Source organism: Williamsia sp. Y844 (assembly GCF_056786475.1).
In genome coordinates, this window is the sequence record NZ_JBXCJB010000001.1 from 631,197 (window position 1) to 657,584 (window position 26,388).

At 64.9% G+C, this 26,388-nt stretch carries 1 protein-coding gene; it reads right to left on the reverse strand.

Going from position 1 to position 26,388, the window contains the following annotated elements:
- Entirely contained in the window at window positions 1–26,349 is a 26,349-nt protein-coding gene (locus AC1TQG_RS02940) for a non-ribosomal peptide synthase/polyketide synthase (protein ID WP_482135441.1), read from the reverse strand.
- Between the last annotated feature and the right edge of the window lie 39 nt (window positions 26,350–26,388).

The window sequence follows — 26,388 nt, forward strand, 5'->3', positions numbered from 1 at the left end:
TCACCGGTCAACACTACTCGACCTGTCGGCGAGGAACTCTGCCAACATCGGGCCCGCCTGTGCCAGCGCGTCCGCGCTCATCATCGCCCAGTGCGTGGCCTCGACGCTGTGGTGAACCACCTCTCCCGACACGGCGCCTCGCCATGCGCGCGGTGCGATGGTGTCGTCGTCGCGCCCCGAGCCCGCCGTGAACAGCAGGAGATCGCCGTCGACGGTCCGCGGTTCATAGCGGCGCATCAACGTCATGGATTGCGTGGCCGTCGCGATCATGTTCTCGAGCCACTCCGCGGTGACATCTGCAAATGCCGGACCGCCGGCTTCCCGAAGTTTCCCGGCGACGATGTCGGGAGAATCCAGAACCGGATCGACCCCCATCTCGGCGGGCAGTCCCAGCCCGGCGATGATCTCGCTGGGTGCGACACCCTCCTCCCCGAGGACTTTGGCCGACTCCCCTGGGAAGCTGTCGAACATCACGAGCATCTCGACCTGCTGCCCCTCGTCCTGCAGTCGTGCCGCGACCGCGTGAGCGATCACGCCACCGAGCGACCAACCCAGCAACCGGTACGGACCATCAGGCCGGATCGCGCGGATCTCATCGGCATATCTGGCCGCTATCTCCTCGACCGATTCCGGATTCCACTGACCGGTCGCTGCCGGTGACTGGACACCATAGATCGGGATCGCGGGATCCATTGCGTCGATCAGCCCCCGATACGCCCAGGCCAGCCCGAGCACCGGGTGGATGCAGAACACCGGATTACCGGCGCCCTGCTCTCGAATCGGCAGCATGACATCGAATACACCGGCGGACGAACCACCTCCGGATTCTGCACTTGCCGCGATCCCGGTCACGGTCGGATCGAGGAAGATCGCCCGCAGCGACATCGGTGTACCGAGCGCGTCGGTCAGCCGCGCGACAAGTCGCGTGGCCGACAGCGAGTTACCGCCGAGATCGAAGAACGACGCGTCCGCCGACACCCTTTCGAGCCCCAGAACCTCGGCCAGCACGTCCGCGACGATGCGTTCGATCTCGGTGGCCGGCGCCACGTACTCTCCGATCCGATGGAACTCGGGTAGCGGCAACAGTTTCCGGTCCAGCTTGCCACTCGGGTTCAGCGGGAACTCGTCGAGCACGACAACCGCATCGGGCACCATGTACTTCGGCAGCGAACGACCCACAACGGCTCGCAATTGTTCTGTGTCGAGGTCGGCGCCCCGGTGCGCGATCACGTAAGCGATCAGGTGGTCCCCGGTCCGCGGATCCTTGTGTACCAGCACCGCGCTCTGGCGAATCGGGGTATAGGCCAGCACCGCCGATTCGATCTCCTCGAGTTCGATACGCTGGCCGCGCAGTTTGACCTGGAAGTCGGTGCGTCCGATGTACTCCAGGGCCCCGTCGGCCCGGCGGCGCACCAGGTCGCCGGTCCGGTACATCCGCTCCCCCGGCTGCCCGAACGGATTGGCGACAAACCGGTCGCAGGTGATCCCCGGACGTTGCAGATAGCCACGTGCCAGCTGGGTGCCACCGAGGTACAGCTCACCGGCCACACCGGCCGGGGTCGGTCGCAGACCGGAGTCGAGCACGTGGGCGGTGACGTTCCACTGTGGCACACCGATGGGAACTGTCTGCGTATCCGCCTGTCCAACTTGCCAATTCGTCACGCTGACGGCCGCTTCGGTCGGACCGTACATGTTGTTCAGGCTCGCCGAACACAGTTCACGGAAGCGCTCCGCGGTCTCCGGCGGCAGCGCCTCACCGATCACGAACGCGTGGCGCAAGGTGCGCAGCGCGGACGGATCCGCCTCGGCCACGAACACTCCCAACGGGGACGGGACGAACGTTGCTGTCGTGATCCCGTACTGCTCGATGAGCGATGCCAGATAGCGCATGTCCTTGTGTCCGTCGGGTTTGGCGATCACCAGGGTGGCACCGTTCTGCAGTCCCCAGAAGAACTCCCAGACCGACACGTCGAACGTCATCGCTATCTGCTGCAACACCACGTCGTCGGTCCCGAGCCGGTACTCGGATTGCTTCCACAGCAACTGGTTGACGATCGCGCGATGGGTGATGACCACACCCTTCGGCTTTCCGGTGGAACCCGAGGTGAACATGACGTATGCGGTGTTGCCGGGCCGCAGCGACGCGATGCGGTCGACATCGGTGACCGGGCCGGCGGGCAGATCGGAGAGATCAAGGGTGTCGATCTCGACGACCGCGAAATCCGCCGAGATGTCGATTCCGTCACCGACGGTCGTCAGCACACACACCGGATCCGCGATCTGCAGAACGTAGGTGGTCCGATCCGCCGGGTGGTCGGGGTCGATCGGGACGTATGCCGCCCCGGCTTTGATGATCCCGTACATCCCCACCAGCAGGTCCAGTGACCGCCGCATTGCGATGGCGACCTTCGATTCGGGCCCGACACCCATCCCGATGAGATGGCGCGCGAGACGGTTTGCGCGGGAATCGAATTCGGCGTAACTCAGCACCTCGCCTTCGAAGACGAGGGCGTCGGCGTCCGGGGTGCGGAGCACCTGTGCATCGAACAGGTCGACCAGAGTGCGGTCCGGAACGTCGACCTCGGTTGCGTTGAATCCCGCGAGTTGCTCGCGCTCGGCCGGGACCAGCACGTCGACCCGGCCGACCGGGACGTCGGGCTGAGCGGCGATCTGGGCGAGCATGTGATCAACCCGCGCCAGGATGACATCGACTTCGTCATGGGTGAACACATCGGCGAGGAACTTCGCCTGCAGGCGCACTCGGTCGCCCGCAGTGATGAACAGCGACAGGGGGAAGTTGTTCGCGTCCACACCGGACACATCGAGCACCCGCAAACCGTCGATGTCGGTGACCGAGCCTGATGCCACGGCATCGACCGGGTAGGACTCGAAGACCGTCAGCGTGTCGAAACCGGCTCCGGCCCCGACGCGTCCGGCGATCACCGGCAACCCCACGTAGTGGTGTTCGACCAGTTCGGACTGCTCGACCTGCAACCGCACCAGGAAGTCGGCGAGTGTCTCGGACCTGTTGATCCGGGCTCGGACGGGCAGTGTGTTGATGAACAAGCCGATCATCGACTCCACACCCTCGAGGTGGCCTGGCCGACCCGAAACAGTGGCACCGAATACCACGTCATCCCGGCCGGTCAGTCGCGAAAGCACCAGACCCCAGGCCGCCTGGACGACCGTGTTCATCGTCACCCCAAGGCGTTTGGCGACCGCATCGAGCTCCGTCGTCCGCTCCGGACTGATCTCGAGGAGCATCTCACCGGGCATGCTCTGCTGCTCGCGGGCACGATTTGCCGGCGCCAGCAACGTGGGCTCGGTGACCTCGGACAACGCCGCAGCCCAATGTTCCACCGACGCCGCCAGATCCCGGCAGGCAAGCCACTGCAGGAACCCCCGGTATGAACGAGGCGCAGGCAGCACCGTGGCATCGCCGCTGGTGGCATACAGCGTGAACAGCTCACGCAGTATCAGCGGCATGGACCAGCCATCGAGGAGGATGTGGTGGCTCGTCATCACGAAGTCGACCCGATCGGCATCGAGCCGGATTGCCGTGAACCGCATCAGCGGTGGCGCGTGCATCTCGAATCGGCGATTCCTGTCTTCGTCGAGGATCGCAGCACGGACGTCCTCGGCATCGGGATCGGCGCGCAGATCATGCTCTGCGAACGGAGCCACGGCGGATTCGACGATGACCGCGACGGCTTCATCGGAGAGATCATCGCGGAACGCGGCACGCAGATTCGGATGGCGATCGAGCAGCGCCGCAGCCGCCGCGCGCAACCGACCGATGTCGACGGTACCCCCCAATCGAAGGATCACCTGCGAGGTGTACACGTCGAGCGAACCCTCGGCGAGCCTGGCGTGGAACAACATCCCACGTTGCAACGGCGACAGCGACCACACGTCGGTCATCGACGGATAGTCGATCGCAAGCATGTCGACGGCGCGTTGATCGAGATTCACCAGCGGCAGATCCGACGGTGTGAACACCCGGCCGGACGCACTCGACGACCACTCGGCAACTGCTTTCGCGGCCCGGATCCACAAATCGGTGAGCGATCGCACCTCGGACTCGCGCAGCAGTGTGTTCGGGAACGCGAACGTCGCCTCGAGTCGATCGCCGGTCACCGCGGCGTTGATGTCGATAGCGGCGGCCACCGGCATGTCTGGATCCGGGCCTGCCGATGCGGCGAGTTCACCGCTTGGCGCCGGCAACCATCCGACTGCACCCGACGCGCTCTCGGTACCGATCCGGCCGAGATAGTTGAACCCGATCGTAGGTTGCGGATAGGCCGACAAGTGATGCGCGGTATCTGCATTCAGGTATCGCAGCATCCCGTAGCCGATGCCCTTGTCGGGTACCGCCAAGAGCTGTTCCTTGATCGATTTCACGGCATCGGCAACCGCAGGCCCACCTGCCAGCGCGTCATCGATGTCGACGCCGGTCAGATCCAGCCCCAGCGGGAACATGGTGGTGAACCATCCCACCGTCCGCGACAGGTCGGCTCCGGAGACGACCTCTTCCTCTCGGCCATGACCTTCGAGTTTGATCGTGGTTGCGTCGGTGTGGACCCCGCGGTCGCGTAGCCAGGCGATCGATGCGATCGCGAGGACGGCCAGCAGACCGTCGTTGACCCCGCCACCGAAAACCCTTGGGACCGTGGTGAGAAGCGCGTCGGTCACATGCTCGGGTAGTTGTAGCTTCACCGATTCCACGGTGCCGAACACGTCCAGAGCCGGATCGAGCGGACGCCCGCCGATATCGGCGCTGCCCTGTTCCAGCAGATTCGACCAGAAGCCGAGTTCGGCGACCCGGTCCGGATCGACGGATTGCTCCGACAGAGCGTGCGCCCAACGACGCATGGAGGTACCGACCGGTTTCAGTTGCGGCGGCTGGTTCTGCGAAACCGCCTGCCATGCCGTCACCAGATCCTCGACGAGAACCCGCCAGGACACACCGTCGACGACCAGGTGATGGGCGACGATCAACAACCGGCCGCCACCGGACACATCGGGTTCGGGTTGCAGCCACACCAGCCGCAACACCTGCCCCCGGGCCAAATCCAGTTGGGCGGCCGCACGATCGAAGGCAGGTTCGACCAATTCGGCGAACGCCGGCGTCCCGGGAGCTGCCGAAGCGCCGAACTCGACGCGTTCGATCATGCCTGCGATATCGAGCACCTGACGATCCCGGACATTGATCGTGCCGTCCTCGTATGAGAGCGAGGCCCTGAGCATGTCGTGGTGATCGACCACCGCCGCGAGTGTGTCCACGAGTTGTGCGTGGTCGATGGATTCGGGCAGCGCCACGTACAGCGGCATGATCAGGCGGTTGTGCCCGCCACCTCGCTCGATCATCCATCGCACGATCGGGGTTGCGGGCATCTCACCGACGCCACCACCGGGCAGCTCTTCGAGAACCGTGACCGCCGCGTCGGCACTCATGGTCGCCACCCGGGCAATTTCGGCAACGGTTTTGTGCTCGAATATGTTGCGCGCCGAGATCAGGACACCGGCCGCCTTGGCGCGGGATACCAGCTGGATCGAGATGATGCTGTCGCCGCCGAGGGAGAAGAAGGAGTCGGTGACACCGACCCGTTCGACACCGAGGACATCGGCGAACACGGCGGCCAGGATCTCCTCGGTTGGCGTGCTCGGTGCGACATACTCCTGGGCCGACTCCTCGAAAGCCGGGTGCGGCAGCGCCTTTCGGTCGACCTTTCCGTTGACGGTCAGCGGCATCTCGTCGAGCACCATCACCACCGCAGGCACCATGTGCGCGGGCAGCGATCGGCCGGCGAACGTCATCAGCGCCGACGAACCCACCGTCGTGCCAACGGAGGGCACCACGTACGAGACCAACATCGTTGCCCCCGAAGGACCTTGGACGCCCTGGGTCGTGACGAACTCGACCGAATCGTGCTCGGCGAGGACCGCGTCAATTTCCCCCAGTTCGATGCGGAAACCGCGTACCTTGACCTGGAAATCGCTGCGGCCGATGTATTCGACCTCAAGCGCGCCGGATGGTGTTCGGACCCAACGGACCACGTCTCCGGTTCGATACATCCGCCGACCGGGATCAGAGGGGTCGGCGACGAAACGCTCTGCGCTCAACCCGCTCCTGGCGTGATAGCCACGTGCCAGTTGTATCCCGGAGATGTACAACTCACCGGGCGCACCGACCGGCACCGGGCGCAGGAACCCATCCCGTATCGAAGCCGACACACCGCGGATCGGGCTACCGATCGTTGGTCGGTCACCGGGGAGTATCCGATCGCTGATCGTCACCATGATCTGGGTCTCGGTCGGGCCGTAACCGATGTAGAACTGCCGATCCGGTCCCCAGATCTCGACCAACCGGTTCGGCACGGCCTCACCGCCGACCACCAGGTGTTGCAGACTGTCCAGCCCAGCGGGATCGAGCGTCGCCAGGGCGGCCGGTGTGATGAACGCGTGCGTGACGCGGTGCTCCGCGATGGTCGTCGCGAGTTCGTCGCCACCGTAGACACCCGGAGGCACGATCACCAGCACCGCACCCACCGGGACGACAAGTAACAACTCCAGCATCGACGCGTCGAAGCTGGGTGACGAAAAATGTAGTGCCCGTGAACGTTTGGTCAGCGCGTATCGTGCGGCTTGCTCGGCGGCGAAGTTCGCCAGACCCGCGTGCGACATCACCACGCCCTTGGGCAGGCCGGTCGATCCGGACGTGTAGATCATGTAGGCGGCGTTGTCGATCTGCAGCCGGCGCGGACGTTCTTCCGGCAGGAGGGGCTCGTCAGGTCGCGTCGAGCACTGCATCTCGAACTGCTGATCGTCGAGAACGAACCACTCTGTGGCGGCAGGCAGGTGGGTGCGATGCGCCTCGATCGTCAAACCGATCCGGGCACCCGAATCACGGACCATGTGTTCGATACGGTCGGCCGGGTAGGCCGGATCCATCGGGACCAGGACGCCGCCGGCCTTCGCGACAGCCCACAGCACAAGATTCGAGTACACCGAACGCGGCAGTGCGGAGGCAACTGCGACCTCGGGGCCGACCCCGAGCGCGATGAGCTCGCGCGCAAGGCGATTCGACCAGCGATCCAGCTCCCCGTAGGTGACTCGTCTGTCACCGAGTACCAGGGCGATGGACTCTGTTCCGGCAGCCTGAACCGCTGCGGCGAGCATCTGGGGCAGAACCACAGCCGGTTCGGCGGGTGCGCCACTGACCTGCTGCAACTGGGCGCGTTCGTCACCGGAGAGCAGATCTATCGCTCCGACCGGCACGTCGGGCGCAGTGATCAGGGCCGTCAGTGCCGCGAGGAGTCGCATTGAGATGCGCTCCATGGTGGGTTCATCGACCAGTTCGGGCGAATAGCTGAACTTGAACTTCAAGGCTCCGCGCATGCTGGCGGTCAAAGTCACCGGATAGTGGGCGGCGTCCTGTCCGCTGAACCCGGTAACCCGCATTCCGGCGATGTCGGTCTCGGCTGTGGCACCGGCCATGTCGACGGGGAACGACTCGAAGACGGCCAACGTGTCGAACTGCGCGGCCTCGCCAACCGCCCGTTGGATGTCGGCCAACCCCACGTGCTGATGATCGAGCAATGTCGACTGCTCGACCTGCACCCTGGCGAGCAGCTGATCGACCGTCTCCGAGGCCTTGACCCGCACCCGAACCGGAATCGTGTTGATGAACAACCCGATCATGGACTCGACGCCCGCCACATCGGCGGGCCGACCTGAAACCGTCGCTCCGAAAACGCAATCGGATCGTCCGGTCAACGCGTTCAGCACGATCGCCCAGGCGGTCTGCACAAATGTGTTCGGTGTGACACCGAGCGCCCTGGACCGGGCCTGCAGCATCGTCGTGGTCTCCTCGGTGATGCTCGCATGGAGTTCTGCGACACCTTCGTGTTGCCTGCGACCGCGATCACCGGAGATCAGCAGCGTCGGCCCTTCGACACCGCCCAGGGCATCGACCCAAGCCTGCCGCGATTCCTCCGGCTTCCGTCCCGCCAGCCACGACAGGAAGTCACGGTACGAGCGTGGCGCGGGCAGGACCGAGGCGTCGCCTCCGGTCGCATACAGGACGAGCAATTCCTTGATGACCAATGGTGTTGACCAACCGTCGATCACGATGTGGTGATTGGTGACCAACAGTTCGTACCGATCGGCGGCGGTTCGGAGCAGCGTGAACCGCATCAACGGCGGCTTCTCCATGTCGAAGGGTGCCCGTAGATCGGCAGCCGCCATGTCGGCCCGGGTCCTCTCGACCCCGGCACCGAGAGGATCCGTGCAATCCACTGTGCGCCAGGGGATGTCAACGTCATCGAGGACGACCTGCACCGTGTTTCCGGTCCCGTCGGTGACAAAGGCGGTTCGGAAGGCCTGATGACGTGCGATCAATGCCCGTGCACTGCGACGTAGCCGCTCGGGGTCGACCGTTCCGGCCAGGTGGAGCGACATCTGCGCCGAGTACACGTCCACCGCCCCCTCGGCAAGGGAGGCATGAAAGTGCATGCCCCGCTGCAGTGGTGAGAGCGGCCAGATGTCTTCGAGATCCGGGAACGCCCGTTCCAGCGCCTCGATCTCACCTTGCGTCAGCGTGACCAGACCGAAGTCGGACGGCGTCCGGCCACCTGCCCCTGGTGCGGACGCGTATCGGGCAACCTGTTCGAGCGCCGATGACCACGCCGCAGCCAACTCCCCGACCTCGGTCCGCGTGAACAAACCGACGGGAAAGTCGATGGCTGCCGACAGCCGTTCCGCGCCTTCGCGCTCGGACACGACAGCGTTGATCTCCAGAGCGGGGACCGGCATGTCCGGGTCGAGCGACGATCCCAGTTCACCGCCGTCGCGGGCCGGAACCCAACCGATCTCCCGCATCTCGTCGGTGAACTCGATCGCCGACGTGCGACCGAGATAGTTGAAACTGATCTGTGGCTCCGGTCCGGTCAATTCTGCGGCCGTCTCGTCGTTGAGATACCTCAGCAGACCCCAGCCGATGCCGTTGTCGGGTGCGGATCGGAGATTTTCCTTCGTTGCCTTGATCAGCCGGCCGAGATCGTCACCGCCGGCCAGCGCGCCGTCGACATCGAGTCCGGCCAGATCGAGACGGAGTGGGTATGCCGTGGTGAACCAGCCGACCGTGCGGCCGATCTCGGCCCCCGGCAGTGCCCCTTCCTCACGACCGTGGCCCTCCAGCTGCAGGTAGACGTGATCGGCCGACCGGCCCCGCCTCGACCTCCACTTAGCAAGAGCCAACGCGAATCCGGCCAGCAGTCCGTCATTGACGCTGCCGCCGAAGGCTTCTGGGACCGCGGTGATCAGCACTCGCGTCGCCTCCTCCGAGAGCTCGAACCGCACGCGCTCGGTCGTTCCGACCGTGTCGGAACCGGGGTCGGGGGCCCGCTGCCCCAGCAACGGGTCGTCCACGTCGATCACGGTGCGCCAGAAGCCCAATTCGGCCAGCCGGTCAGGTGTGTTCGCCATCTCGGCCAGCCCGTGCGCCCATCTGCGCAGCGACGTACCCACCGGTTGCAGCCTGGGTCCGTCACCGGCCAGGATGCCTCCCCAGGCCGCAGCCAGATCAGGCAACAGGACGCGCCACGAGACACCGTCGACCGCCAGATGGTGGATCACGATCAACAGGCGTCCATTGCTGCGCAATTCGGCGGCCGGGTCGAACCATACGAACTGAGCGACGATTCCCGCCTCAGGATCCAATCGATCGGCGGCCGAGCTGAACTCGCGCTGAACCAGGGCCTCGAAATCGTCTGTACCGGGCAGACTTTCGAACCGGACTCGATGCAGTATCGACCGACCCTGTTCGGGTTGCGGTTCCTCGACACGCAGATGCCCCACTGTGCCGTCGTCCCCCCGCACCCAACGCAGCCGCAGTGCATCGTGATGCGATACCACCGCATCGACCACCGATTCGATGGTCGTCTGATCGATGCCGTGCGGCAGGGTCACGAAATTCGATTGCGAGAAACGCTTGTGCCCGCCGGGTGCGGACCCGAACGCGGCCATGATCGGTGTCAGGGGTAGCTCCCCCACACCGCCACCGGGAAGTTCGGCGATCATGTTCCGTTGATCGTCTGCGAGATCGGTCGCCACCGTCGCCAGCGCGGCAACGGTCTTGTGTTCGAACACATCCCGTGCGGTCAGACCGATGCCGAGCGCCTTCGCGCGGGATACCAGCTGAATCGACATGATGCTGTCGCCGCCGAGGGCAAAGAATGACTCCACCGCGCTCACCCGGTCCCGGCCAAGCACCTCGGCGAACACCGCAGCGATCTTGACCTCGGCGTCCGATGCGGGCGCCACAAAAGCAGCGCTCTCGACGTTGAAGACGGGCTCGGGCAACGCCTTGCGATCAAACTTTCCGTTGGCCGAGATCGGCATGCTCTCGAGCACCGTGAACGAATCGGGGACCATGTAGTCCGGCAACGACGCGGCGATCGCAGTGCGCAGGGCGGCCACGTCGATCGCGGCACCGTCGGCGGGCGTCACATATGCCGCCAGCCTGCGTCCGTGCTCACTCTGCACAGCCAGGACCGCAACCAGCCCGACAGAGTCATGCCGGGCCGCCGCCGCCTCGATCTCGCCGAGCTCGATCCGCAGACCCCTGATCTTGATCTGGTGATCGGTCCGTCCGAGGTATTCGAGTTGGCCGTACCGATTGATCCGCGCCAGGTCGCCGGTGCGATACATGACGGTACCTGCATCACCGAGTGGATCGGCCACGAACCGGTCTACCGTGAGATCTGGCCGCCCCAGATAGCCTCGGGCCAGCTGGATTCCGGCGAGATACAGCTCACCACCGGTTCCCGGCACCACGGGCCGCAGGCGGGCATCGAGTACGTATGCCCGGGTGTTCCACACCGGTGTTCCGATCGGTACAGCGCCCGACTCCGTGCCGTCGAGCCGATGAGTTGTCGCGGTGACGGTCGCCTCGGTGGGTCCATATTGATTGTCGAGGTACGCCGTATTGTGTTCGAGGAATCGCTGTGCCAGCGACTCCGGCAGGGCTTCGCCGCCCACCGCGATACCGCGCACCGATTCGGGCAGTGCCGGCTGCTTCTCGCTCAGCATGATCGCGAGCATCGAAGGAACGAAATCGAGTAGAGCGACATTCCACCGGCGGACGATCTCGATCAGGTACTCCGGATCCCGGTGACCGTCTGGCCTGGCGATCACGAGATGTCCGCCACATGCGAACGGCACGAACAACTCCCAGATCGACGCATCGAACACGAGCGGGGTCTTCTGGAGGAAGGTGTCCTGCGCGGAGCACTCCAGCCGGGCACTCATCCAACGAATCTGGTTCACCGCGGCCGCATGGGTCACCACCACACCCTTGGGCTTACCGGTCGAACCCGAGGTGAAGATCACGTATGCGGAGTTCTGCGGACGAAGCGGAGTTCGGCGTCCGGTATCGTCCAACGGCCCGTCGTCGAACCCTGACAGGTCCACCCGGTCGATATCGATGACGGTGCAGTCGACCACCGGTTCCATCTGGTCCGGTGCGTTGGTGAGCACGCAGGCCGGCGCAGCCTGGTCGACGACCTCGGCGATCCGCTCTCGGGGCTGATCGGGATCGACCGGCACGTACACGCCGCCCGACTCCATCACCGCGTAAATCGCGACCATCATCTCGATCGACCGGCGCACCGCCACGACCACGGTCACCTCTGGTCCGACACCCTGTGTGATCAGCAGTCGGGCCAGTGCGTTGACCCGGGCGGAGAACGACACGTAGTCCAGGGTCCTGTCCTCGAACGTGACTGCCGGAGCCTGCGGTGCCACATCGACTCCGGCACTGAGGAAGTCGGTCAGTACGCGTTCGGCCACCGGGGTCACGGTGTCGTTGAGCTCGTGGAGGACCAGAGCCCGCTCGCGGTCGTCGAAGATGTCGATGTCCCCGACCCGCAGGTCTGGCTCGGTAACTGCGGCTGCAAGCACGCGAAGAAAGCGCTCGGTCATCGCCGCAATCGTCGGCCGATCGAACAGCGCAGTGGAATAAGCGAATACACCTGAGTACCCCGACTGCGTACCGTCGGTGTCGACCTTGGGCGACAGCGAGAGTTCCAGGTCATATTTCACCTCGAACAATTCGACCGGCAAGGGACTGATACTCAGATCCGGCAGGTCGAGTGCGGGACGCTCGACGTTCTCGAATCCGAAGGACACCTGAGCCAATGGCGCATAGGCCGTGGACCGCTGCGGATTGAGGACCTCGACCACCCGCTCGAACGGCACGTCGGCGTGAGAGAACGCGCCGAGATCCGCATCCCGTACGGCCGCGAGCGTCTGCGTGAACGTCGAATTGCCGTCCACCGTTGTCCGCAGCACCAGCGTGTTGACGAACATTCCCACCAGTCGGTCGAGCGCCTGCTCACCCCGCCCGGCGATCGCGGTGCCCATGGCGATGTCGCCGGACCCGGAGATCCGGGCGAGCAATACCGCAAATGCCGTCTGCAGCACCATGAACGGGGTGGTACCGGTGTTCCGGGCGATGCCTTCGACCGCCTTCGCGAGCTCCGCCGAAACCGAGAACGGCAATCGCTGCCCGGTGGTGGATTGCACCGGTGGCCGAGGTCGATCCGTCGGCAGTTCGAGCACATCGGGGAGATCGGCCAAAGTCCCCCGCCAGTATCCTATTTGCCGGGAGATCACCGATTCGGTGTCGTTTTCCGAGCCGAGCACCTCTTGCTGCCACAGACTGAAGTCCGCGTATTGCACGGGCATCGGCTGCCAATCGGGATCGCTTCCCTGCTGCGCGCGTGACAGATACGCCAACATCACGTCCTGGGCGAGCGGCGCCATCGATGCGCCGTCGGCACTGATGTGGTGCACCACCACGACGAGTACATGGTCGTCGGGACCGATACCGAACAGTGCGGCACGCAACGGCACCGACTCGGTGACGTCGAAACCCTGTCGGCCGAACGCAATCGCCGCCGCGATCACCTCGTCTTCGGAGATCTCCACGATGTTCAGCGACACCCCGGCATCGACCACGGACAACACCCGCTGCTCGGGGCCCTCGGGACCGGAGGGAAACACCGTTCGCAGCGATTCATGGCGTGCCAGAACGTCATCCATCGCAACACGTAGCGCGTCGAGGTCGAGCGCTCCCGTCAACCTGACCGCCATCGGAATGTTGTAAGCCGCCGACGTGGTGTCGAACTGGTTGAGGAACCACATCCGTTGCTGCGCCATCGACAACGGGATCCGGGCCGGACGAGTCCGTCGCGTGAGCGGTGGATGACCGGACTCACGCTTGGTCGCAACCGATGCGGCGGCGGCGATTCCGGACACTGTCGGAGCGTCGAAGATGGTCCGCACCCCGAGTTCGACGTCGAGGGCCTGGTTGACCCGGGCGACGACGCGGGTCGCCGACAGTGAGTTCCCGCCCAGCTCGAAGAAGTCCGCATCGCTGGAGACCCGTTCGACACCGAGCACGTCGGCAATCACCCCGGCGACTATCTCCTCGATCGGTGTCCGCGGAATCTGGAATTCTCCGTCGGTCTCCCATACCGGCGCCGGAAGCGCCCGGCGATCGGTCTTACCATTGGTGGTCAGTGGCATCGAGTCCAGCTCGACGAACGCGGCGGGCACCATGTGCGAAGGCAATTCTCGCCGCGCGTGCGACCGCAATTCCTTCGGATCGATGGCCACACCGGTGGCGCGCGTGACGTAGGCGACCAACGCAACCGACCCGCTGGGAGTCCGCACATCCACGGTTGTCGACATCCCGACATTCGGATGACGCGTCAGCACAGAGTCGATTTCACTCAACTCGATACGGAATCCGCGAATTTTGAGCTGGAAATCCACCCGGCCGATGTAGTCGATCACGTACTCGTCGTCGTTGATCACCCAGCGGACCACATCGCCCGTCCGATACATCCGGCTGCCTTCAGGGCCAAAAGGATTCGCGACGAAGGTGCCTGCGCTCAGGCCGGGGCGGTTCTGGTATCCCCTGGCCAGTCCGCCGCCGATCATGTAGAGCTCGCCGTTGACACCGATAGGCACCGGGCGCAGCCGGGAGTCCAGCACCACGGCTTGCATACCCCGGAACGGTGCTCCGATGTCGACCGGGCGATCGCGGCGCAACGGAACGCTGACCGTGCAGATGATGGTTGTCTCGGTCGGGCCGTACATGTTGAGTACATCCCTGCCTTCGGCCCATGCCTCGATCAGTTCCGGTGGTGTTGTCTCACCGCCGAGGACCACGGTTCGGTAGGTGTCCAGACCAGCCGGATCAACCGTCGCCAACGCGGCAGGCGGAATGAACGCCATCTCAACGGCCTTGTCCTGCAGCAGGCCTGCCAATTCTCGGCCGCCGTAAATCCCCGGCGGGACGACAACCATCGTATTGCCGCCGCTCGCGCCGAGCAGCAGATCGAAGATCGCGCCGTCGAACCCTGGCGAGGAGAACAGGGCGGTACGGACCGCCGCATCACCACGGGTCACCCGTTTCCTTATGGCTTCGAAAACACCTGACAGGCCGCGATGGGTGGCGACCACGCCCTTTGGTTTCCCGGTCGAGCCCGAGGTGTAGATGGTGTACGCCACATTGTCGACCGACGCCGCAGTGCGATCGGCATCGGTCAGCGGCGCGCTCGAGAGGTGCTCGAGTTCCTGCAGCGTCGAGGGATCATCGAGGACGAGCCACTCGATATCGGCAGGCAACGAGTCCCGGAACTGTGCGGTCGTGATACCGAACCGTGCCCCGGCATCGGCGACGATGAACTGCATCCTCGACATCGGGTACGACGAGTCGAGTGGGACGAAAGCCGCACCCGCCTTTCCGACCGCCCACACCGTGGTGACCCACTCGATCGACCGCGGAAGCGCGACCGCAAGGAACTTCTCGCGCCCGGCACCGCGTTCGATGAGCACGCGAGCCAGCCGATTCGACTCGGCGTCGAGTTCGCGATAGGTGATCGACCGATCGTTCTCGAGAACGGCGGGCAAATCCGGGTACAGATCGGCGCCCCGCGAGATGAGGGCGTCAAGCGTCATCGGCTCCGGATTCGGACCCGCGCTATAGGGGACCACTTCCCTGCGTTCGGCCCCGTCGAGAAGTTCGAGGGCTCCGACGGTCACCGTGATGTCATCGGCCACGGCGCGACACACGCGCACGAAGTAATCGGTGAAACGTCTCGCGGCCGCCGGATCGAACAGGTCGGCCGCATAGGTGAGCGTCGCGTCCAGCGCGGGACCGTCCTCGGTGTCACGCTCGATCATCATCAGCTGGAGGTCGAATTTCGCTGTCTCCAAGCCGGATTCGACCGGCTTGATGACGAGATCGGGGAGGTTCAGCTCAGCCCGTTCGACGTTCTGGAACGCCAGCGCCACCTGCGCCAACGGTGAGTGCGACCGGGAACGTTCCGGGTTCAGGGCCTCGACCAGCTGTTCAAACGGCAACTCGGAATGACTGAAGGCAGCCAGGTCGGACTCCCGCACCTGTTGCAGCAGATCGATGAAGCGCAGATCGGGATCGGTGCGGGTTCGCAGCACCAGGGTGTTCACGAACATCCCGATCAGGTCGTCGAGTTCACGTTCGCCACGCCCGGCGACCGGGGTCGCCACCGCGATGTCGTCACCACCGCTGAGTCGAGACAACAGCACCACCAGACAGGCATGAACGGTCATGAAAAGTGTTGCACCACTGTCGGTACCGATCGTACTGAGGCCGGCCCTGGTCGCCGCGTCAACTGTGAAGTCGACGGTGCCCGCCCGGAACGACTGCACCGGTGGACGTGGGTACGTGGTGGGCAGTTCGAGCACCGTCGGCAGGTCGGCGAGCTCGGCCCGCCAGAAATCCAGTTGCTCGGTGGCAGCCGATGCCGGGTCGTCGATGGAACCGAGCCAGTTCCGTTGCCAGACGCTGAAGTCGGCATACTGCACTGCCAGAGGCACCCATGCAGGCGCGCCGCCCTGCATTCGCGCGACGTAGGCGGTGACCAGGTCCCTGGCCAGCGGAGCGCGAGATGCTCCGTCGGAGGCGATGTGATGGATCGACATCAACAGCACGTGCTCATCAGTACCGAACTCGATCAGCGCAACCCGCAACGGAATACGTTTCGCGACATCGAACCCCTGCGAGAAGAACTCGATCATCCGCAACGGGAGGTCATCTTCACCGCAATTGATCCGGGCGACATCGATGTCCGCATCGACCACATCGAGAATGTGCTGGTGGGGTCCGGCTCCGGAATCAGGGAATACCGTACGCAGCGATTCGTGTCGCTCGAGCACATCGAGCAACGCAGCCGAGAGGACGTCGATGTCGAGGCTTCCGGTGAGCCTGATCGCGACCGGGATGTTGTAGACCGGTGAGGCGGTGTCGAACTGATTCAGGAACCACATCCGCTGCTGTGCGAGTGAGAGCGGGATCGCGGCTGGTCGCACGGTGGCGATCAGCGGTGTCCGCGATCGCCCTTCTCCCGCGCTGCGGCCGAGTCGGGAGGCCAGTCCGGCGACCGACGAATCCTCGAACAGATCGCGCAGCCCCAGTCGCGCATCGCCGGCGGCGTTGAGGCGGGCGATGACCCGGGTCGCAATCAACGAGTCACCACCGATGTCGAAGAACCGGTCGTCGACGGACACCCGTTCGAGGCCCAACACCTCACCGAAGACCGACGCCACCATCTCTTCGTACACGGTGACCGGTGCCCGATATTCGGCTGCCGCACTGCCGAACTGCGGATCGGGAAGGGCGCGCCGGTCGAGTTTGCCGTTGACGGTGAGCGGCAGTTCGGTCAGGACGACAACCGCCGATGGGACCAAGGCCGCAGGCAACACCGCTCGTGCACGTTCGAGCAGATCCTCCGGTTCACTCCCCGTGGTCTCCGGGACCACGTAGGCGACGAGCCGATCAACACCCTGCGGACTCGTCTTGAGCGCCGCGGCGCAATGCCGAATCCGGTCGTCGGAGGCGAGTACACCCTCGATCTCGCCGAGTTCGATTCGGATGCCGCGAAGCTTGACCTGCAGATCGGCCCGGCCGAGGTAGTCCAGGGTTCCATCTGATCGACGCATCGCCAGATCGCCTGTGCGATAGAGCCTCGCACCGGGCTCGCCCTGCGGATCGGCAACAAAACGTTCCGCGGTCAGCACCGGCTTCGAGGCATATCCGCGGGCCAGCTGAACGCCGCCGAGATAGAGCTCTCCCACCGCACCCGGAGGAGCTTCGCGCAGCGCCCGATCGAGCACGCGCGCGACCACATTCGCCACCGGGAACCCGATTCCCACCGATCCGTGCAAGACGTCGTCGGCGGTGGTCTGCAGTCGGGTGGAGGTCACCGTCGACTCGGTCGGCCCGTACTCATTGTGTAGCGACGCGATCGACATCGACCGGAAACGGTTCAGGGACGTCACCGACAGTGCTTCACCGCCGCAGAAGACCATTCGTAACGCCGAGATCTCTTCTGGTTCGACGGCGGAGAGAAAGACGTCGAGCATCGAGGGGACAAAGTGCATTGCGGTGATCCGATGGCGCGATACCGCCTCGGCGAGGTAACGCGGATCGCGATGGCCATCCGGGGTCGCGATCACCAGCGCCGCACCGTGCGTCAGGGGCCACCACAGCTCGCGCACCGACGCGTCAAAGGTGAACGGCGTCTTCTGGAGAAGCCGATCATCGGCTCCTAACCGATAGACCGATTGCCGCCACTGCACCATGTTCACCACGGAGCCGTGGGTGACCTCCACCCCCTTGGGCAGGCCGGTTGATCCGGACGTGAACACCACGTAGGCCAGATGTTCGGAGCGCAGCGGCGAGTGCCGTTCGAGAGCATCGATCGGCGCATCAGCGTGGCGCGCGAGTTCATCTGCCAGCGAGTCGATCTCGAGGACCGGACTGTCGCCGGGGACGTCCAGTGGTCGCTTCGAGGTGGTGAGAGTCAACATCGTTTCCGACGCGCGCATCATGTGTTCGATGCGCTCCGGCGGGGCGTCGACGTCGACCGGGACGTACGCGGCACCTGCCTTCGCGACGGCATAGATCGCGATCATCAATTCCGTCGACCGCTCGATGACCAGCGCGACCCGCTTCTCGGGGCCGACTCCGTGGCCGATCAGCACTCTGGCAAGCCGGTTGACGCGAGAGTCGAACTCCGCGTATGTCAGGACCTCGCCGTCGCCGATGAGTGCGGTGGCGGTGGGCGTTCGGGCAACCTGGTCCTCGAAGAGGTCGACCAGCGTCCGGCCCCCGATCGGCTCCGGCGACGGGTTCCACCGGAGCTCCGCGATCCGTTCCTCCGGCGAGGCCGGCTGTAGCGCGGCCAGTCTCGCCACCGGATCAGCGATGAACGACCTCAGCACCCGCAGCAGTCGATCGAGGTGCGAGTCGGCGACGGCCTCGGTGAAACTCTCGCGCGCGAACTTCGCGGCGAAGTGCAGACGATCGGTGTTCGCCGCCACGATCGACAACGGAAAGTGGCTCGCGGCAGCGGATTCCACATTGCGCAGCCGAACGCCGGCGATGTCCACACCACCGCCGACCCCGGCACTGTCCACGGGATAGGACTCGTAGAGGACCGCGGTGTCGAAGACCGCCCCGGTGCCACCGTGGCGATGGATGTCCGCCAGCCCCAGGTACTGATGGTCGAGCATGTTCGACGAAGCGCTCTGCAACCGCTGCAGGAACTCGGCCACCTCGAGCGCGTTGTCGACGCGGACCGCCACCGGCACGGTGTTGATGAACAGACCGATCATCGACTCCACGCCGGTGATCGACGGGGGCCGGCCGGAGACGGTTGATCCGAAGACCACGTCGGCACGGTTCGTCATGGCGCTCAGCACGATTGCCCACGCACCCTGCACCAGGGTGTTCATCGTGACACCCAGTCGGCCGGCGAGTGCCGCGGCCTGCTGCGTCTCGTGGGCGGTGAGTTCACGCCTGACCACGCCCGGCACCGCGGCATGGTCACGGCCTCGTGACTGTGGTGAGAGCAACGTCGGTCCATCGACGTCGGACAGTGCCCGCTGCCAGGCCGCCGTCGAGGCGGCGCGGTCCTGCTGCTGCAACCAATGCAGGTAGAGACTGTACGGGCGGGTGACAGGCATCGACGATTGGTCGGCATCGGTGGCATAGAGCACCATCAGCTCGCGCAGCACGAGGGGCGTCGACCAACCATCAAGAATCGCATGATGGTTGGTGATCACCACATCCCAGCGATCTGATGCCAAACGCAATGCGGCGAGTCTGATCAGTGGGCCCGCCGACATGTCGAAACCGGTCGCCCGGTCGGCAGACAAGATCCGGTCGCGCTCGGCAACCCTTTCGGCGTCGTCGATCATCGTCAGATCATGAACCTCGACAACAACGTTCAGATCAGTGCGTACCAGCGCGACCGCGCCCAGGTCTTCGTCGATGACGAACGTCGACCGCATACTCTGATGCCGCTCCAACAGCGCATTGCAGGCTCGGCCGAGCCGTTCGACATCGAGCAGCCCGTCGAGACCGAGGACGAACTGCGCGACGTACACATCGACCACCGACGTCGATTCGCGAGCCATCAACGCATGGAACAGCATTCCGTGCTGCAACGGCGAAAGCGGCCACACGTCGGCGATGCCGGGGTGGCCCTTCTCCAGTGAATCCAGTTGCGCCTGGGTCGCAGTAAGGAGGGACAGGTCAGAGGGAGTCAATCCGCCCGCATCGGGTTGTGTGGCGTGGCGGGCAATGGCCGAGACCGCGGTGGTCCAGTGCTCGGCCAGAGCAACGATCTCGTGTTCGGTGAACAGATTCGCGGCGTAGGTGAACGTTGTGGACAGTGTTCCGCCACCGAGCACCGACACGTTGACATCGACCGCGGCGCCGAGCGCCATGTCGGGATCGGTCGCACCACCGAGGTTCTGGCCCTCGACCACCGGAACCCAACCGTGCTCGGTCATCTCGTCGGTGATCTCTTGACCACCGAACCGCCCCAGATAGTTGAAACTGACCTGCGGGTCGGACGCTGCCGCAAGAACCGGCCCGGTCTCGGGGTTCAGATAGCGCAGAAGGCCGTAGCCGATCCCGTTGTCGGGGACCGATCTCAGGGTCTCCTTGACCACCTTGATCAACCCGCCTGCCGCGGGGCCACCTGCCAACGCCTCGTCGATGTCCACACCACCGATGTCCAGGCGGATCGGATACACCGTGGTGAACCAGCCGACGGTCTTCGACAGGTCCGCGCCCGGGGCCACACTCTCTTCGCGGCCGTGGCCCTCGAGAGTGATTCCGAACGGAGCCCGTCGCTCGGCAACACCGCGGTCACGGCGCCAGGCGGCAATCGCCAGCGCGAGCGCAGCCAGCAGACCGTCTTGGACGCCGGCTCTGTACGCACGCGGAACCGCCGTGGTCAACGCCTCGGTGAGTTCCGCGGGCAGGGTGACCGAATGCTTCTGTGCGGTCCGCGTGGTGTCGGTGGCCGGGTCCAGAGCACGTGCGCCGATGGCTGATTCGACGGGATCGGACACCGACTGCCAGTAAGGCAGTTCATCGATGCGGCCCGGCTCGGTCGCCTGCACGGTCAACGCATGAGACCACCGCCGCATCGACGTCACCTCTGCGCCGAGGTCGAGGGTCACGTCGGCCGTCAGTTCGGCCCAGGCACCGGCCAACGCGGGAACGAGTACCCGCCAGGAGATCCCATCGACCGCGAGGTGGTGCAGAACCAGCAGCAGTCGTCCGTTTCCGTCGACGCCTGCGGCCGGTTCGAACCACACGAACCGGGCCAGGATGCCTCCGGCAGGATCGAGCCGGTCCGCGGCCTCATCGAGGACCGTGCGAGCGAGTGCAGCGAAGCCCTCGGATGACGGCATCGCGTCGGCGTCGAACTCCACCCTCGTGATCGCCGGTCCCACCTCGATTCCACCGACCTCGGCGACCACCAGCTTCGGAGCCGCCCCGTCCGCGGCGACAAGATGGGCGCGAAGCATGTCATGGCTGTCGACAACCCGCTGGAGTATCGCAACGAGCGTGGAGTGATCAATACCCACCGGCAGTGTGACCATCACCGCCTGCGAGAAGCGATCGCCCATTCCACGCTCGAGAGCCCAATGCATGACCGGGGTCAGTGGCATCTCGCCGACCCCGCCTCCGTCGAGCTCCTCGAGCACCGGTGTCATGTCCGCGGACTGTAGAACGGCCACTTCGGCCAATCCGGCAACTGTCTTGCGCTCGAACACATCTCGCGCGGTGATCTGGACACCCGCGGCCTTGGCTCGCGAGACGAGCTGGATGGACACGATGCTGTCGCCGCCGAGCGCGAAGAAGGAATCCGTCACCCCGACTCTCGGCACCCCCAGCACCTCGGCGAACACGCCGGCCAGAATCTCTTCGAGCGTCGAAGCAGGCGCCATATACGATTCGCTCGCGATGGCCTCGAAATCGGGCTCCGGCAGCGCCGCGCGGTCGAGCTTGCCGTTCACCGTCATCGGTACCGAATCGAGAACCATGACAACGGACGGAACCATATGCTCCGGAAGGGATTCGGCGGCATGGCGGAGCAGTTCGTCGGTGTCGACGGTAGAACCTTCCACCGGAACAACCGTGGACACCAGGACCGTGGCACCCGTTGGTCCGGTGCGGCCCTGGGTCACCGCGAATTCGATGGTCTTGTGGGCCTGCAGAACTGCGTCGATCTCTCCGAGCTCGATCCGGAAACCACGCACCTTCACCTGGAAGTCACTGCGGCCCAGGTACTCAAGGTTCAGTTCTCCTGCCGGATCGGTCATCCACCGGACGACGTCACCGGTCCGATACATCCGGGTTCCGGACTCCCCGAACGGGTTCGCCACGAACCGGCCGCTGGTCAATCCGGCGCGGCGATGATATCCGCGGGCCATGTGCAGCCCGCTTATATACAGTTCGCCGCTCACCCCGATCGGAACCGGACGCAGGCCCCTGTCGAGAACCATCGCCGCGACACCGCGTATCGGACCACCGATCGTCATGGCGTCGTCGGGTTGCAGCCGACGCGACATGGTCACCATGATGATGGTCTCGGTGGGACCATAACCATTGTGGAAGTGACGGCCGGGCGCCCAATCCGTCAGCAGATGCTCGGGTACGGCCTCGCCGCCGACCACCAACTCCTGTAGCGAATCGGCCTCGCAGGCATTGATGGTGGCCAACGCCGACGGTGTGATGAACGCGTGGGTGACCGCGGACCCGCTGATCACCCGCGACAGTTCGTCACCGCCGTACACACCTGGCGGCACGATCACCAGGGCTGCCCCGGCCGACACCGCGAACAACAACTCGAGCATCGATGCGTCAAAGCTCGGCGACGAGAAATGCAGCACTCGGGCCTGCGATGTCACCGAGTATCGCTCCCGCAATTCCGCGGCAAAGTTCGCCATGGCCCGATGGGTGACCACCACGCCCTTGGGCAGCCCGGTCGAGCCCGAGGTGTAGATCATGTACGCCGCATTGTCGATGCGCTGTGGCGACACGCGAACCGGGATGTCACCGCCCGTCGCCGCGGCTTCGTCCAGCACCTGTCGGGTCTCCGGGTCGTCCAGTACCACCCACCGCACCGAATCGGGTAGCTGCGAGCGATGTTCGGCCAGGGTGACGCCGATTGCCGCCCCGGAGTCGGTGATCATGTGATCGATGCGCTCACGCGGGTAGGCCGGGTCGACAGGGACAAAGGCGGCGCCAGATTTGACCACTGCCCACAGCCCGACCTGTTCGTCGAATGAACGCGGAAGAGCCAGTGGGACGAACTGATCGGCGCGAGCCCCGCCAGAGATCAAGATCTGCGCCAGCGCGCTCGACCGTCGGTCGAGTTCACGGTAGCTGTGGACTTCGTCGTCACAGATCACCGCCGCCGCATTCTCATCGACGCTCACTGCCGAATGAAGAAGTTCGCCGAATGTAACCGCGGTTTCGCCGGCCCGGCCCACAACCGGACACAATTCCGCGATCTCGGAATCGGAAAGCACACCGATCCGTCCGACGATGACGTCGGGCTGCGCGACAACCTGATTCAGGATCCGAACGAAGCGCTCGGCGAGTTTCTGGATCGACGCCTGGTCGAACAGGTCCGCGGCGTAGACGAACATCCCCTCCAGACCACCGGCAACCGTCGGATTCAGGGCCAGCTGTATATCGAACTTCGCAAACGTGACTCCACTGTCGTACTCGGCCACCGACAGATCCGGCGCGTCCAGTACCGGCGGCTCGTTGTTCTGCAAGGCCAGTGTGACCTGAAAGATCGGCGTGTGGGCGGTCGTGCGCTCCGGCGCAAGCACTTCCACCAACCGCTCGAATGGAACATCAGCATGAGCCAGGGCGCCGAGGTCGGTGTCAGCGGTGGCCCGCAACAAGTCTGCGAACGTGGCCTCCGGTTTGATCCTGGTGCGAAGTGCGAGCGTGTTGACGAACATCCCGACGAGTCCGTCCAGTTCCCGCTCTCCACGGCCCTCGATCGGTGTACCGATGACGATGTCGTCCATGCCGGACAGTGCGGACAGCGTGAGCGCAAACGCTGTGTGCAATACGCTGAACTCCGTTGTGCCGCAGTCCCGCGCCACTGTGGCGACCCGCTGGTGCAGGGGCCGGTCGATGATGAAGTCCGCGCGCCCGCCAAGCATCGAGGGACGGATGGGCCGAGGCCGATCGGTCGGAAGGTCGAGCACCGCGGGTATATCCGCCAGGACGTCGGTCCAGTAGGAGATCTGCCGCGAGACCAGCGAGTCCGGCTCGGACTCGGACCCGAGCAGTTCACGTTGCCAGAGAGCATAATCGGCGTACTGCACGGGAAGCGGCTCCCACTGCGGGCCGTCATCGATCGAGCACCCCAGGTATGCGGTGACCAGATCCCGCGCCAGCGGCGACATGGACGCACCGTCGGCCGCGATGTGGTGCAACACCAGGACCAGCACGTGCGAGGTCGGTCCGAGTCGGAAGATGGCCGGTCGAACAGGAACCTGAGCGGTCACGTCGAAACCTTGTGATGCCAACGCGGCCAGCCGGTTCCGCAGTTCTTCCTCGTCGGCAACGTCGATCGGGTCGAGGGCGAGATCGACCTGGGTCGGGTGGAGAACCTGCTGCCACGGCCCGTCTTCACCGGACGGAAAAACAGTGCGCAATGCCTCATGCCGCTCGATGACACCCCGGACCGCATTCGCGATGAGATCGAGATCGACTGTTCCGGTCAACCGCACCGCCAGCGGCAGATTGTATGCGGGCGAGGAGGTGTCGAATTGATTGATGAACCACATTCGGGACTGGGCCAGCGAGAGCGGCGGATGATCAGGACGCAGTCGAGGTGCCAGGCGCGGACGATCGACCGAACCCGCTGCCGATTCGCCGACGACGGCGAAGCTCGTCACCGTCGGGTTCTTGAACAGCTCGGCCAGCCCGATATCCGAGTTGAGCATGGAATTGACCCGGGCCACGACCCGCGTCGCAGACAGTGAGTTTCCACCGACGTCGAAGAACGAGTCGTCCGCACCCACCCGGTCCACGCCGAGGACTTCCGCGAAGACAGCGGCGACCGCGATCTCCGTTGATGTGCTCGGCTCCCGGTACGGGGTGGTCGATCTCGCGGCGTGCGGCTGCGGCAGTGCTTTTCGGTCGAGCTTCCCGTGCGCGGTCAACGGCAGCTCGTCGAGCGCGATGATCGTGGCCGGAATCATGTAGTCCGGCAGGAACTCTGCCAGGTGACTTCGCACAGCGTCGGTGTCTTCGACATCCGAGGTCGGACGGACGACGTAGCCGATCAGTCGCTCGAATCCCGAGTCGTCCGTATTGACCACGACCACGGTTCGGACCGCACCGGTCACCCGGGCGAGTACCGTCTCGACCTCACCCAGTTCGATCCGGAACCCACGCAACTTCACCTGGAAGTCAGTGCGGCCCAGGTACTCGAGATCGCCGTTGGGTCGCCGCCGGGCCTCGTCACCGGTCCGGTACATCACCTCGCCCGCCGGGCCCGCCGGATCGGCCACATAGCGTGCGGCGGTCAGGTCCGGGCGGCTGACGTACCCCCGCGTGATCTGCGGACCCGCCAGATAGATCTCGCCTGGAATGCCGGGTGGGACCTCCCGAAGTCGGCGATCGAGCAGGTGAGCACGCAGACCCGCGTACGGGGTGCCGATGGCAACCACCGGTAGCGACAAGTCGTCGTCGGCGCTCGCATACCGGGTGCCCGACACCGTGAACTCCGTTGGGCCATACTCATTGCTCACCGAGGCATCCAGTTTGGCACGAATCTGCCCGAGGAGTTGCGACGTCAATTGCTCTCCGCCGCTGAGGATCTCGCGGAGGGATTGTCCCTCCCCCGGTTGCAGTGCGTCAACAAACACCGCCAGCATGGACGGCACGAAGTGCATCACTGTCACGCCGTGACGATCGACCGCGGCGGCGAGGTACCTCGGGTCCCGCTGCCCGTCAGCGGTGGCGATTGCCAGCCGCGCTCCGCTGACCAATGGCCACCACAGTTCACGCACCGCGGCGTCGAACGTCACCGGGGTCTTCTGCAACATGCAATCGGACGGTCCGACACCGTAGACCTGCTGCCGCCGAGACAAGAACTCCCCGACCGAACGGTGCGACACCACAACACCTTTGGGACGACCGGTCGACCCGGAGGTGAAGATCACGTACGCCGGATTGTCCGCCCGCAGCGGCGCTCGGCGCTCGGAGTCGGCGATCGGGCCGTCGTCGTGAGCCGACAGATCCAGCAGATCCGGATCGACGACAGTCACTCCGGCAGGAACCGTCAGACCGTCAACATCCCGGGCGACCACGCAGAGCGGGGCAACCGACGAGATGACCTCCGCAACTCGCGCCGCGGGATGATCCGGGTCGACCGGCACGTAGGCGCCACCGGCCTTCACGATCGCGTAGATCGCCACCATCATGTCCAGTGAGCGTCGAACGCCCATCACCACCGGGATTTCGGGGCCGACACCGATCCCGATGAGGTGGCGTGCCAGCCGGTTGACCCGCCGATCGAACTCGCCGTACGTCCACGTTGTCTCTTCGCAGATGAGCGCCACCGCATCAGGTGTGGCCCCCACCTGAGTGTCGAACAGATCGGGCAGCATCGCGGTCGTGGTCGCGGCGGACTCCGCCTCGACCACCGCCTGCACCTCCCCGACGGCCCTCGTCAAGGCACCGCCCGCAGCGGCAATCGTCGGGGACAAGCCGGAGATGGCGACGGACAACACCTCGGTCGGGCCCATTCCCCGATCCGCCAACGGTGCGGCCAGCAAACCCAGGCGCGTGTCGAGTTCTACCCAGGTGACCCCGACCCCTTCGTGTTCGTACGCAACGGCTCCGGGATCACGCGTTGTGAGTCGACTGATCGCATCGAGCAACTGCGCGAACGACAATTTGTCCTCCTGGTGGAACTCGATGATTGCGGTCTCGGA